This is a genomic window from Idiomarina loihiensis (genome assembly GCF_024584785.1).
In the GTDB taxonomy this organism is placed as follows: domain Bacteria; phylum Pseudomonadota; class Gammaproteobacteria; order Enterobacterales; family Alteromonadaceae; genus Pseudidiomarina; species Pseudidiomarina fusca.
In genome coordinates this window covers 76,634-90,369 of sequence record NZ_CP074112.1, presented here as the reverse complement: position 1 = coordinate 90,369, position 13,736 = coordinate 76,634, and the positions used below count along the sequence as shown (strand labels likewise).

13 protein-coding genes and 1 tRNA gene are annotated in these 13,736 nt (G+C 45.3%); 3 read left to right on the top strand and 11 right to left on the bottom strand.

The features are described 5' to 3' along the window. The first annotated feature begins 17 nt into the window (after positions 1-17). Positions 18-1,685, top strand: a complete 1,668-nt coding sequence (locus KGF88_RS00420) for a SulP family inorganic anion transporter (protein ID WP_153826214.1) — start codon at positions 18-20, stop codon at positions 1,683-1,685. Here KGF88_RS00420 and KGF88_RS00415 read toward each other — a convergent pair. Both KGF88_RS00415 and KGF88_RS00410 read right to left on the bottom strand, forming a co-directional pair. Next, positions 1,682-2,626, bottom strand: a complete 945-nt coding sequence (locus tag KGF88_RS00415; RefSeq protein ID WP_153826215.1) for a tetratricopeptide repeat protein — start codon at positions 2,624-2,626, stop codon at positions 1,682-1,684. The two genes, KGF88_RS00420 and KGF88_RS00415, sit on opposite strands and share 4 nt — an antisense overlap. A gap of 191 nt (positions 2,627-2,817) precedes the next feature. Beyond that, on the bottom strand, positions 2,818-4,164 hold the full coding sequence (locus tag KGF88_RS00410) for a sodium-dependent transporter (protein WP_202912508.1): 1,347 nt from the start codon (positions 4,162-4,164) through the stop codon (positions 2,818-2,820). A 729-nt stretch (positions 4,165-4,893) separates the two neighbouring features. Here KGF88_RS00410 and KGF88_RS00405 point away from each other — a divergent pair. After that, the gene (locus tag KGF88_RS00405) at positions 4,894-5,193 is read left to right on the top strand and encodes a hypothetical protein (protein ID WP_153826216.1); all 300 of its coding nucleotides are present in this window, start codon (positions 4,894-4,896) and stop codon (positions 5,191-5,193) included. Between the two features lie 60 nt (positions 5,194-5,253). On the opposite strand, the gene KGF88_RS00400 is transcribed toward KGF88_RS00405, so the two are convergent. The 3 genes from KGF88_RS00400 to KGF88_RS00390 all read right to left on the bottom strand — a co-directional run bounded on the left by KGF88_RS00400 (position 5,254) and on the right by KGF88_RS00390 (position 7,295). Further along, a complete protein-coding gene (locus KGF88_RS00400) occupies positions 5,254-5,646 on the bottom strand; it encodes a hypothetical protein (RefSeq protein ID WP_110075842.1) in 393 nt (130 codons plus the stop codon). 234 nt (positions 5,647-5,880) lie between these two features. Next, entirely contained in the window at positions 5,881-6,108 is a 228-nt protein-coding gene (locus tag KGF88_RS00395; RefSeq protein ID WP_153826217.1) for a hypothetical protein, read from the bottom strand. Between the two features lie 2 nt (positions 6,109-6,110). Then, entirely contained in the window at positions 6,111-7,295 is a 1,185-nt protein-coding gene (locus KGF88_RS00390) for an RHS repeat-associated core domain-containing protein (protein WP_257119947.1), read from the bottom strand. A 25-nt stretch (positions 7,296-7,320) separates the two neighbouring features. Between KGF88_RS00390 and KGF88_RS13880 the strand changes: the two genes are divergently transcribed. Then, the gene (locus tag KGF88_RS13880; RefSeq protein ID WP_238387086.1) at positions 7,321-7,425 is read left to right on the top strand and encodes a hypothetical protein; all 105 of its coding nucleotides are present in this window, start codon (positions 7,321-7,323) and stop codon (positions 7,423-7,425) included. A 251-nt stretch (positions 7,426-7,676) separates the two neighbouring features. Here KGF88_RS13880 and KGF88_RS00385 read toward each other — a convergent pair. From KGF88_RS00385 to rpsU, 6 genes are all read right to left on the bottom strand, one after another. Further along, a tRNA-Ile gene (locus tag KGF88_RS00385) sits at positions 7,677-7,752 on the bottom strand. A 92-nt stretch (positions 7,753-7,844) separates the two neighbouring features. Further along, the gene (locus KGF88_RS00380; RefSeq protein WP_153826772.1) at positions 7,845-8,639 is read right to left on the bottom strand and encodes an amidohydrolase family protein; all 795 of its coding nucleotides are present in this window, start codon (positions 8,637-8,639) and stop codon (positions 7,845-7,847) included. Positions 8,640-8,758: 119 nt separating this feature from the next. Beyond that, entirely contained in the window at positions 8,759-10,600 is a 1,842-nt protein-coding gene (rpoD, locus tag KGF88_RS00375; RefSeq protein ID WP_110075844.1) for an RNA polymerase sigma factor RpoD, read from the bottom strand. Between the two features lie 157 nt (positions 10,601-10,757). Further along, on the bottom strand, positions 10,758-11,150 hold the full coding sequence (locus KGF88_RS00370; protein ID WP_153826773.1) for a DUF3192 domain-containing protein: 393 nt from the start codon (positions 11,148-11,150) through the stop codon (positions 10,758-10,760). Positions 11,151-11,304: 154 nt separating this feature from the next. Then, on the bottom strand, positions 11,305-13,056 hold the full coding sequence (dnaG, locus tag KGF88_RS00365) for a DNA primase (RefSeq protein WP_110075846.1): 1,752 nt from the start codon (positions 13,054-13,056) through the stop codon (positions 11,305-11,307). Between the two features lie 261 nt (positions 13,057-13,317). Then, a complete protein-coding gene (gene rpsU / locus KGF88_RS00360) occupies positions 13,318-13,533 on the bottom strand; it encodes a 30S ribosomal protein S21 (RefSeq protein WP_110075847.1) in 216 nt (71 codons plus the stop codon). Positions 13,534-13,736: the final 203 nt, after the last annotated feature.

The window sequence follows — 13,736 nt, the reverse complement described above, 5'->3', positions numbered from 1 at the left end:
AACCAAAGGAATACCCCATGTTCGCGATCAAAGAGGCCTACCAAGCCGGATTATTGCAAGCTAGACATTGGCCACAGAATATTCTGGCTGGGGTTATTGTTGGTATTGTGGCGTTGCCGCTAGCGATGGCCTTTGCTATCGCTAGTGGAGTTAAACCCGAGCAAGGTATCTACACCGCGATCATTGCCGGCATCATCGTCTCCCTAGCCGGTGGTTCTCGGGTACAAATAGCAGGCCCTACCGGGGCCTTTATTGTTATTTTGGCTGGAATCGTCGCTGAACATGGCATCGTTGGCTTACAAGTGGCCACGATGATGGCTGGTGTGATCTTGCTCATCTTAGGAGCAGCTAAACTCGGTAGCATCATTCGTTATATTCCGGACCCAGTGATTATTGGTTTCACCAGCGGCATTGCAATGATTATCTTTGTAGGACAGTGGCAAGAGTTTTTTGGGGTGACCGCTGTATCTGCTGAACATTTCCATCAACAGATCTGGGGCTTGCTACAGCAATTACCTCAGCTTGACCTAGCCACCACTGGTATCGCGATTGCCGCACTTCTAGCAGTACTGGTGACTCCCAAAATTCCATATTTAAGAAAAGTTCCCGGACCTTTAATCGCTCTGGTGCTGGCTACCCTGCTACAGCTGATATTCAATTTTGCCAGCGTACGAACTATTGGCTCCGCCTTTGGTGGCATTCCGCAGGGGTTACCAGAATTTAGCTTGCCTCAGTTAAGTTTCAGCCAGATAGTGACACTTATTGGGCCAGCATTTGCCATCGCCATGTTGGGTGCGATTGAATCTCTATTATCAGCGGTTGTAGCTGATGGCATGGCAGGAACCAAGCACCACTCTAACCAAGAATTGATGGGCCAAGGTGCTGCTAACATCATTGCTCCCTTGTTTGGCGGTATTGCTGCAACGGGTGCCATTGCCCGTACGGCAACTAATATTCGTAACGGCGGTAATAGTCCGATTGCAGGTGTTGTACATGGCCTAGTGTTGGTGATCATTTTGCTGGCGTTAGCGCCACTGGCAGATGCTATCCCTTTAGCAGCGCTCAGTGCCATCTTGTTTGTAGTGGCATGGAACATGAGCGATGCTCCTCACTTTCTTAAAATGCTGCGCCGTGCTCCGCGCGCTGATATCGCCATTTTATTAATCACGTTCTCACTCACCGTGTTTGCAGATCTGGTGGTAGCTGTGAACATTGGAGTCATCATTGCCATGTTACATTTTGTGCGGCGCATGGCTAGCAGTGTGGAAGTGAAAGCTGAGACTCAACCAGAATTGGCACCCGCTTTGGCGCAGCATCAATTAACCGAATTACCCCCAGGAATTTCAGTTTATACCCTTGAAGGACCGTTCTTTTTTGCTGCAGCAGAAACCTTTGAGCGCACCCTTGGCGCGATTCATGCACGCCCACATATATTGATCCTTCGGTTTAAGTGGGTGCCCTTTATGGATATTACGGCACTACAAACCTTAGAAGAAGTCATTCAGCGCTTTCAACGTCAACATACCCAAGTACTCATTTCGGGCACTAATGAACGGGTGCTTAAGAAACTTGAACGAGCTGGGATTGTTACTTTAGTAGGAGCTACTTCGGTGTTTAGCAATTTTGAACCGGCTTTAGCTAAAGCGCTGGCAGCATTACCCACCAGCGCCGAGTCACGTCATTAATTATTACCTTGGCCGCCCGTTAACACATCATTGAGGCTACCTTGGCCACGGCTAGGTTTACTAATACCACAAGGGCTACCAGTGTCACCACAACCTACGCCGTTAATGCGTGAACCAATGGAGCGATTATCATAGCTACCAGAAGCATCAATCTGGTCAATCAAACGACCTAACTGACTACGATAACGATTTGCTTCGGCTGTGACGCTAATACGTTCCATAGCTTGTTCTGCCGCTAATAAGCTTTTGCCTTTAGCGGAATTCATCAGTTCGGTGCCTTGTAGCTGTTGGTTCACTTGTTTTAAATGGTTACGCGCTTCCGTATGGCCTGTGCGCGCTAATTTTGCATAGAGCTCTGCCGCTGCAGGAAGATCTTGCTCAACCAACGTACCAGTATGCTGCAACCTTGCCAGTGCATACATAGCGCTCACTAAATTTGCCTCGGCAGCTGCTTGTAACAGCGGTAATGCCTGTAATTGTTCGGCATTATCAGTACTGCCCAGTAGCTTAACGGCTTTATCATATTGGGCTGGTGCATAGCCTTTTTCTGCAGCTCTATCTAACCACAGCTGAGCTTGCTCAGTATTTTGTGGTAACACAAAACCACGCGCATACCAATCAGCCATCACAAACATCGCCAATGGATTCCGTTTACGTACACCATGCTCGATAAACTCTTTAGCTTTACCGAAATCTTGCTCGACTCCATCACCACTGGCATAAGCTAAAGCAACGACAGCTGCCGCATCGCCACTACCTTTTCGGGCCAAACGCTCAAGTTCCGAGAGCTCTTTATCACAATCACCGCTTTTGCAGATAGAAACAGCTTCAGTGGAGGCAGCTTGGCCATCAACCCGAGGCACAGCGGAAGCTGCACTGAACCAAAATTGACTAGCTAGGATACTTAGCGAACTTACGGTGACTAATAACACACGAGACATAGGAGCAAACCTTTTGGTTACTGATGATGCTAACGATTACGCAACAATGTAGCATTTAGGCCACAAGGCATACAGGTGCGCATGGTAACCATTTGTAAAAGTTGTTACAGAAAGCACCACAAAAAAGGCCCTTAACCTATTTAGATTAAGGGCCTTGTTAACTCATATAGAGCTATCGCTTAGCTGCTAAGCTAAGACAAAATCAAGAAATAAGCCACAGCTGCAATGAGTACCGGCGACAGTATACCGGCAACAAAGCGGAATAATTTAATACACCAATTCGGGCATTCTTTTTCTAACTCAGCTCGAATAACCGGCCAAATACGCCAGCCAACAAACACTGCAGCTAACATACCACCTAAAGGCATCAATAAATTCGATGCGATAAAATCCATTAAATCAAAAGGTGTTTTGCCAAACAGACTTAAGTTATCTGCTGCGCCACCAAAACTCAACGCCGCCGGCACTCCAAGTAAAATGAAATTAACGGCCGCAACCCACAAAGTGGCTTTCTTACGCGACACCTTGTATTCATCAATCAAAAACGCCACTACCGGCTCTAGAATAGAAATAGCTGAGGTGATTGCTGCAAATAACAACAATAAGAAGAAAATAATGGCAAGGAACTGCCCACCTGCCATCTGTGCAAATAATGCTGGCATAGTAATAAAGGTCAAGCCTGGACCCGCAGCTGGGTCCACATCAAAGGCAAAGACCGCCGGCAAAATCATCAAGCCCGCTAAAACCGATGCTAAGATAGCTAAAAAAGCAATCCACAGGCCTGAGTTGATCACCCGTGTTTCTGTATTTAAATAAGAGCCATAAGCTATCATTAAGCCAGCTCCTACCGATAATGAGAATACCGCCAAACCGAGGGCGTCTAACACCATCCGGATGCTCAGTTTGCTCCAGTCAGGTGTAATTAAATAGAGTAACCCGTCAATAGCGCCGGGCAATGTTAAACTGCGCACCACCAAAAACAACATCAATACAAACAACGTTGGCATCAATATCTTACAAATTCGTTCGATACCAGATTGTACCCCAGCAATAACAATACCAGCTGTAATAGATAGGAATAAGAAGGTATAAACTAGTGCAGGCAAAGGGTCGCCAATAAATTGTCCAAAGGCGGCTTCAAGTGCAGCCCCGTCAGTTGTCAGTACATCGCCTCGCACGGCTTCAAAAACGTAAGCAATGGTCCAACCACCGACTACTGAATAAAAGCCAAGAATCAAAAAGACACAGAGTACCGAGATCCACCCTGCTACATGCCAATAACCGCCGCCTAAAGCTCGATAGGCTGAGGTGGCTGATTTATTAGCGCGACGGCCAATCATCATCTCCGAGAGCATCATCACGGCACCCACGGTAAAGACGCAGGCCAAATAGACCAATAAGAACACCCCGCCACCATTTTGGCCGGCAATGTATGGAAACTTCCAAATGGCGCCTAGGCCCACCGCAGACCCCGCTGCAGCAAAGATAAATCCTATTTTTGATCCCCAAGATCCGCGGTTATCAGTCATTACCGTCATAGCTATCAACTCTTTATTATTGTATTTATTATGTGCATGGCAGTGCTTACTGCGCTTTATTGAGGCTACACTTTAGAGATTTTTTGCACGAATGAATAGACTTGTTTGATAGTTATCAAAGAAAAAAAGATGAGCAACGGCTAAGTGCTGTCAATAACCGTTAAAATCCTGTCGGGTGCGTAATCAATAGAGCGTTCCAGCTCATAGGTTAATTGCCTTCGCCTGAGCTTATTTTTTGTCGATATGAGCGAGCTAATAGCGGATCTTGATTTTGTTTACGGAATGAGGGATTCACACGATTTCCAGAGCAAGTCAGGATTACTCGCACTACTTGCGGCAACGGGTAACGGTATAAGACTTCAAACAGGAAAGGGCCAAGTATCTGTTTCCAACTCATCACGCTCTCTTCCCAAAGGCAATCTATCGAATTGGGCTTAATCGCTTCTTATCACCGCCACTAACCATAGCAGACGTGGAACATTTCAGAATTTAAACGGAACGTACAAAAAAGTCTGGTGGCGTATGAAAAAAAGCCCAGACGGGACAAACGAGAAGCCTACTCACATGATTACGCTCATGAAAACGTTCACCTGAACTCTTCAAATGTTCCGGCAAAACTCATTGGCGCGTTCCGTCTCGCTCACAGAATGTTCCAAAAGCTCCGCATATCCACCGAGCAATATTTCCTTCTGCTATACTCAAGTATAAGTATAAAAAGAGACCTGAGTCATGCCTTACTGCCGCACCGAATTTAAGCTTGTGAAGCCAGAGCAGGTTAAAAACGTGCTGTCTACTTTCACGAGAGAATGCTTTGTCGGTGGCCGTGCAGCTTATCAGCTAGACGATGGCTCTTACTCCATTGATGCCGGGGAAAATGATATTCGGGCTATCTATGACCAAGAAAACACCTTCGTTAAATTTTTTTGCCGCTACCAACGGGATATGAACTTTTACGATAAGAAACTGATGGCTTTTGCCACCAAGCATGGCATTGACACCAAACCTTGCATCATTTCATCTGAATATTGATCTGCTACTTGTCTTGATGTGAGAAAAAAAGCTCCACGAGGGCGAAGCTTTGGATTTAAATTAATTGGAAATATTGTACCGTATTGATGTCCCACATCCTTCGCCATAATCTAATGACAAAAAAGTATGATTTGCCGTTTTTTCATCAATGTTAAACCAAGCCACTGCTTTGCTCTCTTCAACTGTGGCTCTTAACGGAATAGAAAAAACAGCATCGCCGTCGTCACTTATTTCCTTGTGCAAGATAACACTTTCTAGTCTTTCCCCCTCAATTTCACGGGGCGCATTTAAAACGACGGTTAGCAAAGCGTCATTCTTAGTAATTTCTATTTGAACAAGACTCTTGTACTTTTTGCTTTGTTCGAAAACAGACTTCTCACTAATTACACAATTTGTTGCATTGCAGCCGAAACTAATAAGGCTAACTAAAATTAGAAAAGTAAGCTTAATCATGGGAATACCTGACTCATAACGTGATCTGGATTTGTAACTTGTTTGTGTTTTGGTAGGTTTTTGTAGGACATTCTTTGACCAAAACTACCAAACCGATAAGGCACAAATCCGATATGTTTAGGGTGTGTTAATCCAGCATTGTGCAAAGATTCATGTCCAATTGTAAACTTGGTACTTTGCCTGCCCCGCGAGGCGAGGCTTTGGATTCAAATGTTTTAACTTTAATGTTGCGCTCTACTCTTTTTCTTTACTACTATCGTCTTTTGCGATTAAAAATGCCCACACTACATATATTGAAACAGCGATTTCTATTGCTACAATTGCCAAAAACGATAATGGTTCAGCATCAAACTCAATGGTTTCTCCACCTTTAAGCATTAACTCGCCATTAATAAGTCCTAAAATTGCATGGCCTACTAATACAATTGAAGCTATTAGTGAAACCCATTTTTTTGAGCTCATAACTATTTTTGCCTTTCGTCGTCATTGTTTTGAAGTACTTCAACCCCTGAACTAACAACAGTCCCGACAGCTTTATCGACAACATAATTGTACGCTTGAGCTTTGAGGCTCCCGCCTCTACCTGCGTGAGTCTTTTCAGCCTGAACACCAGCAGCATTACCAGCCAAATCACCCGATAAACCAGCCGCATCTCCATCAAAAACTAGAGCCGCAGTGTTAATAGCCGTTGAAACTGCTTGCGCTTGAGGTATTGGTACATAGCCTAGTTTATCACCCAGATTCTGGACAGGTTTACTAGTTAAAATATCAGTAGTTCCGTGTGCAACATCCATTCCTATTTGCTGTGCAGCATTTCCCATATCTTTCGCAAAATTTTGGTTCCCTTGTGTAGTAGACTCATAACCAAATGCTTTAGCCATCATCGTACTTAAGTCAGGTAATTCAATTACGGGGTGTGCAGTTCTTCCATCAGGATCATTGTACTTATAGGGATTATTATTCCCATAGGTATATCTGCCAAAGCTATCGATATTGTTAGGATCAAATCCAACCGGATCATTCGAATAAAACCGCCCTATAACTGGATCATAGTATCGTGCCTGCATATAACTCAGGCCTGAGTCATTATCGTACTTATGGCCAGTGTATCCGATGTCGTCGCTTGGCGCTTCGTAAGTGTCACCAAAAGGTTGGTAATGCCGGCGACTCTCTACCCTTCCTGCGCTGTTAGTTCGTGCTACCGGGCTGCCCAACCTATCTGTATGGATAAAGGTGGTTGTTGCCTGGCGGTCTTCAGCGATAAGCCTATTGCCAAGGTAAATGTAGTTCGTTTGAACGCCGTTATCTTCGCTCAATAACAGCTGCCCCGACTGGCTGTAGAGATAGTAGCGGGTATCACCATCGCCCGCCACCTTAACGCGGCGGTTGTGGCCGTCGTAGGTATAGCTCTTGCCAAGCGCTGCGGTCATCTGGTTGGCTAGGTTGTAACTCATCTCAACATGGCTGTTGTTGGTGATGTTGCCCAGTGCATCATAGTCAACTGATGCATTACCCGCCTTACGGTTGCCCGACGTACCAATGAGTCGGTCAAGGCCGTTGTTATAGCGATAATCAACGGTGAACGGTTGACTGTGCCCCGGTACGGTCAAGGTTTCGCTTTCCAGCGTACTAGAAACCGCCAAAGCCAACGGCCTGATACTGGTAGATTACCTTATGGCTCTATTCAAGCAATTACCACTGATAAGCGATGGAGATGATCTTGAGCACCTACTACCGTGGAATATCTCGTTAAGCATGAATACGGTGGCAACGGAGTAAAACAGGTTCACCTCAGCGACAATTATCTTGCCCGGTGAGGTTCGGGTATGAAAACTTCGCTGACACAGAATATTGAACACCCTCCTACTTGGCCTCCCGCCGCCGAATGAATGGACGCATTTGAGTTTGCAACGCTAAATCCACTATTCGTTAGCGCGGCCATGCACAAATGGTTACAGCACCATTGTGGTACGAAAGTAGTCTGGGCATTTGAAGTACGCGGATAACATCAGCCATAAAGGCTTTAAAAATGGTGGCCCCTCCCAGATTTGAACTGGGGACCAACCGATTATGAGTCGGCTGCTCTAACCACTGAGCTAAGGGGCCATACGAGACATGGTTGTTAACCTATGCGATTAACAAAGCGGGCGCAAGTATATGAAATTTCGACCCGCTTGTCATGACCCTTGCCGAGTTTTTTATAAGGTTAAATGGTAGAAATCAGCTGCGTTTTGAGCAAAGACTTTGTCGATAGCTTTCGTATCGCCTAGGGCTTCACACACAGTCTCAATATCGCGCACATTAAATGGCCGTTCTGCTCGGGTTGAAGGCAAATCTGTACCAAACATTAAACTGTCTGGATTAACGCTATAAATAGCCTTAACAGCTTTGGCTACGTCTACTTCAGTGCGACCAAAACCACTCGCTTTAATCTTAACCCCATGCTCGGCGAGCTTTTGCACTTGCGACAAACCTGACCGAGCCATACCTAAATGGTCTATCGAGGCCTTCGGCAATTTGATCAATTTCGGCACCACTTCATCGAGTTCGCGGCTATCAACATACATTTCAAGATGCCAGCCAGCGAGATCCCATATCCTCTTCCCAAAATCTACTAGATTATCTAAACCACTGACCACGCCACGTTTTAAATTAACACGGATACCGCGAATACGATGCTCACGCAGTTTCAAAATTTCGGCATCGGAGACTGAACTCGGTAAATTAGTGATACCCACAAAATTCGGTCCCATGGCTGCTAAAGCGGCCTTCAAGTAATTCTGGTCAAAACCTTGCACCGAGCCAGAGACAATCACCCCACCTACGATGTTAAAATGCTTAGTACGATGCAGGTAGTCTTCAATCAAAAACTGCGATGGCAAAAAACCTTGATTCTCGATTAAAGGAAATGCGTCATTGTAGATATGAAAGTGCGCATCAACAATGCGTCCTGGTTGCTGGGTTACGGTTTTACTCTGATCTATATCGATCATGATTCATCCTTTTCAGCGAAGTTGCCGCTATTTTAGCAAATTTAGCCGCAAAAATAAAAAAAGCCCTAGAGCTAGCTCTAGAGCTTCTTATGACCGATATAAATCTCAGTCGTTCCGTGTTATTCGTCCAAGAAGGATTTCAACTGTTCTGAACGACTTGGATGACGCAATTTACGAAGCGCCTTAGCTTCTATTTGACGAATCCTCTCACGAGTTACGTCAAACTGCTTACCTACCTCTTCCAAGGTATGATCGGTATTCATATCAATCCCAAAACGCATCCGTAGAACTTTCGCTTCGCGCTGAGTTAAACCACCTAGCACCTCGCGAACGGCATTACGTAAGCTTTCTGAAGTAGCCGAGTCCACTGGTAAATCAAGGGTAGTATCCTCGATGAAATCACCTAAATGTGAATCTTCATCATCACCGATAGGAGTTTCCATTGAGATCGGCTCTTTCGCAATTTTCAGAACTTTGCGAATCTTATCCTCAGGCATCACCATACGTTCGGCAAGCTCTTCCGGACTTGGCTCACGTCCCATCTCTTGCAACATTTGACGTGAAATACGATTGAGTTTATTGATAGTCTCAATCATATGCACAGGAATACGGATGGTACGGGCTTGGTCAGCAATTGAACGAGTAATCGCCTGACGAATCCACCATGTAGCGTAAGTTGAGAACTTATAACCACGGCGATATTCAAACTTGTCAACGGCCTTCATCAAACCGATGTTCCCTTCCTGAATGAGATCAAGGAACTGCAAACCGCGGTTGGTGTATTTTTTCGCGATGGAAATAACCAAACGTAAGTTAGCTTCAACCATTTCCTTTTTAGCACGACGCGCTTTGGCTTCGCCAATCGACATGCGACGATTAATATCTTTTACTTTGGCAATAGTTAACCCAGTTTCAACTTCAACTTCGGCTAACTTATGAATACAACGTTCTACCTCTGGTTGTAGCTCTTGTAAGACGGCCGAGTAGGCCTCACCTTCTGCAATCGCTGCTGTTAACCAGCTGGTACTATTTTCGTTACCGGCAAAAACCTTCATGAATGAGCGTTTTGGCATAGCCGCTTGCTCTACACACATCTTCATGATCAAGCGCTCTTGCACTCGCACTCGATGCATCATGTCACGCATGTCTTTAACTAAGCGATCAAACTGCTTAGGCACTAAGCGGAACTGCTTAAACAATTCACTTAAGGCTTCAATTTCAGTGCGGGCCTTGGCGTGCTCACGACCATGCTTGCTAATAGCAGTACGAGTTTTTTCGTACTGTTCACGTAATTCGGCAAACTTTTGACGAGCAAACTCAGGATCTATACCGCTATCAGAGCTATCGTCATCGCTATCGTCGTCTTCATCGGCATCATCATCATCGTCTTCAAGCTCGTCTTCGCTTAATTCTGAGCCGATGTGAGTAGCACTAACCGGCGCTGCATCCACTTCGTTAGGATCGATAAAACCAGAGATAATATCGGTTAAGCGCATTTCTTCCGCTTCACACGAATCCCATTGCTCTAGCAAGAAGTTGATGGCTTCAGGATATTCTGCTACTGAGCACTGAACTTGGTTAATCCCATCTTCAATACGCTTAGCAATGTCAATCTCGCCTTCACGAGTTAACAGCTCAACGGTACCCATCTCACGCATGTACATACGTACGGGGTCAGTGGTGCGACCAAGCTCGCCGTCAACGCTTGCTAAAGCTTGCGCAGCAGCCTCTGCCGCATCTTCGTCGGCGGTATCTTCGCTCATCATCAATTCATCGGCATCAGGGGCACTTTCGAACACCTGAATACCCATATCATTGATCATGCCGATGATGTCTTCGATTTGATCCGAATCAACGATCTCAGAAGGAAGGTGATCATTCACTTCTGAAAAAGTGAGATACCCTTGCTCTTTGCCTTTGGCAATAAGAAGTCTGAGTTGTGATTGACGACTCTGCTGCATACAGATCTACCACCTGTTATTAAATAGAAAAGTAACCGGTCTTCACTTCGGCAACTTAATTAATGTATGACCACTACCTTAATTAAATAAGTGCGTGAGGTGTAAAATTCAAGACCGGAAATTGTAGCAGATACTGTCGTTTTGAGCCAGAAATTAATCAGTTGTTTGTGGGGATTTGTGCGACAGCGAGTTCCCCTGTGCCTATTAACTGGCCATCTTTAAATACCAGCGGAGTACACTCATCGCGGGTGGTATTACCATCAGCATGAACCCGTTGAGTACGATAGTAAAGGACTCGATAGCGCTTACCATCACGAGTCACTAGATCTGAAAATTCCGGTACACCTAGCTCAGCTTCTACGGTAGCCACACTGGTATTTTCTTGCAATGAAGCAATAATCTGGCGATTACGCTGCTCTTTATCTGCAACTTCAGATGAACTCTGCCGGTGCTCGGTTTCAGTCACGATAATACAACCACTTAAACCAAGGCTTAGTGCCGCGACAGTCATCAAAGCAACGACCTGCTTAGGTGCCACAAAAGATCTCATAACATCTCCTAGTAATCTGTTTTTTATTAATAAAGTGAGTAAGTCAAACTGACTTGATAACTAAAGCAAAGCTTGTGCCAACTCTAATAACATTTTGTTTTTCATCGTTTTTGTTTAAAATAAAGAGCCATGGAATAGGCTATTCCACCACTTATTAGCGTTTTCCACGATCCGAACGGTATTGCAATAACACCATGTACTCTTGCTTTTCTTCTTTGCTTAGCGGTGCTTGTTGCTCTTTGGCCAGTAACTCACTAGCACGCTGTTCCATATATTGATCAATAAAATAGAGAAAGGTATCAAAGAATTCTTGCGCAACGTGCTCTTCATCTAGGTGATGTTCCCAACTTGCTAATTGTCGCAATGCTTTTTCTTCGGGCTGATCGCGCCACAACTCGAGTAACTGCGCAGTAGTTAACTGTTGCTGCTGTGTCTGTTCATGCAGGGCTAATAACAATTCAATACCTGGTTGCTTTAATTCAATCAGCTCTTTATGCAAAGGAATCTCTCGCCCTAGCTGCGGGTGCTGTACCAATAACCCGATAGCGCGCCGCATAGGCGTCATTTTAAGCTGCTCGGGGCGGCGGTGTTGGCTGGTAGGTGCTTTTATTTGTTGTTTAAGCTGCGAGGTTTCGCGGCGTAACAAACGTGCCAATCGATTCAGTAATTCTTCCCGATAAAATTCGCTTGCTACTCTTTCTATCAACGGTGTTGCTTGCTTCAATAGCATTGATTTGCCGGCATCACTACTCACATCAATAGTTTCTGTGAGGTGACTAAAAAAGTAGTCTATGAAGCTCTGTGCTTGTTGCAAGCGTGCGCTAAATGCCTCCGCTCCCTCTTTACGCACAATAGTGTCGGGGTCTTCACCATCGGGTAAAAACAAAAAGTTTAACGCTAAGCCATCGTTTAATAATGGCAGTGCATTTTCTAGCGCCCGCCAAGCAGCATCTCGGCCAGCTCTATCACCGTCATAACAACAGGTGACTTGTGTGGTGGCACGAAATAACAGCTGTAACTGGTCTGCTGTTGTGGCCGTACCGAGGGATGCTACCGCGTAAGTGATTCCGGCTTGAGCCAAGGCAACCACATCCATATAACCCTCAACTATGACCACCTGAGCTAATTGTTTGTGCGCTTTCTTGGCTTCATAAAAGCCATAGAGTTCGCGTCCTTTATGAAAAATTCGTGTTTCTGGCGAGTTCAAATATTTCGGTCCGTCACCCGTGATGATCCGTCCACCAAAACCGACCACCCGACCACGACGATCGCGGATCGGAAACATAATGCGGTCCCGAAAAAAGTCGTAGTAGCGCTGGTTTTCATTACGATTCACTAATTTAAGATCAAATAGCTGCTGACGATCTTTGTGATTTTTCGCCAAACTGAGTAGTAGTCCATCCCAGCCATCAGGGGCATAACCGATCTGAAAGTCTTTCACCACAGCACCGCTTAAACCACGACCTTTCAAGTAGTCGATAACTTGGCTACTCTTGGCATGATGACGTAACTGATGCGCAAAATACTTTGCCGCCTGTTCCATTTGCTGATAATCATCAGCGGCTTGCGCTCGTTGGCGGGCATCAGCTTGTGGATTAGCGCTGGTTTCGCGAGGCACTTCAACCCCCATGATTCCAGCTAGTTCTTCAACCGCTTCAGGAAACTCGAGACCATCAAATTTCATCAAAAAATCAATGGCATTACCGTGTTCACCACAGCCAAAACAGTGATAGAACTGTTTGTCTGGAGCCACCGTAAAACTGGGGCTTTTTTCACTATGAAAGGGACAACAGGCCTGGTAATTTCTACCAGCCCGCTTAAGTGGCACTCGGCTATCGACAATCTCGACAATATCAGCGCGATCCAATAGATCATGGATAAAGCTTTTGGGAATCAGACCAGCCATAAAGGTTCCATTTGGGCATCACCTAAAGCACAGCATAGTAGGTAAAAAGTACTGCACACCATTGCTGTGGAGGTAGTTCAGATCATGGCGTCAGTGTACCCCAACTACTAACTCGTTGTAACGGTTGAATCGCTTTATCTAGATGTTAGAGCTTCGAGAATGACGCCCACAAAAAAACCGAACTGAGAAGACTCAATCCGGCTTTTGAGGTCTGTGCTGTAGTGACACCGCCGTCGGCTGCGCCGCTACGGTACCAGTTACTTAGTACAGACGAGTACGACGTGCGTTCTCGCGAGATAATTTCTTCGCGTGACGCTTAACCGCAGCGGCTTTCTTGCGCTTACGCTCTGAAGTAGGCTTCTCGTAGAATTCACGGCTACGTACTTCAGACAATACACCTGCTTTCTCGCAAGAGCGCTTAAAACGACGTAAAGCTACGTCAAACGGCTCGTTTTCTTTTACTTTAACAACTGGCATTAAAATCTCACCTCAATGAAAATTCGGTTGTTGGTTATCGGTACTGGTTAAAATATAACCACGATGATCAAAATTGGTGCTGAATTGTAGCGAGTTAAGATCGCGATGTAAAGCCTATCTGGCATTTAAATCACAGCTGACCGTTTGGGAGGATTGGAAGTGGTAGTTTCATCAGCGAAGGCTGAACAAAGCTGGTGAAGTTT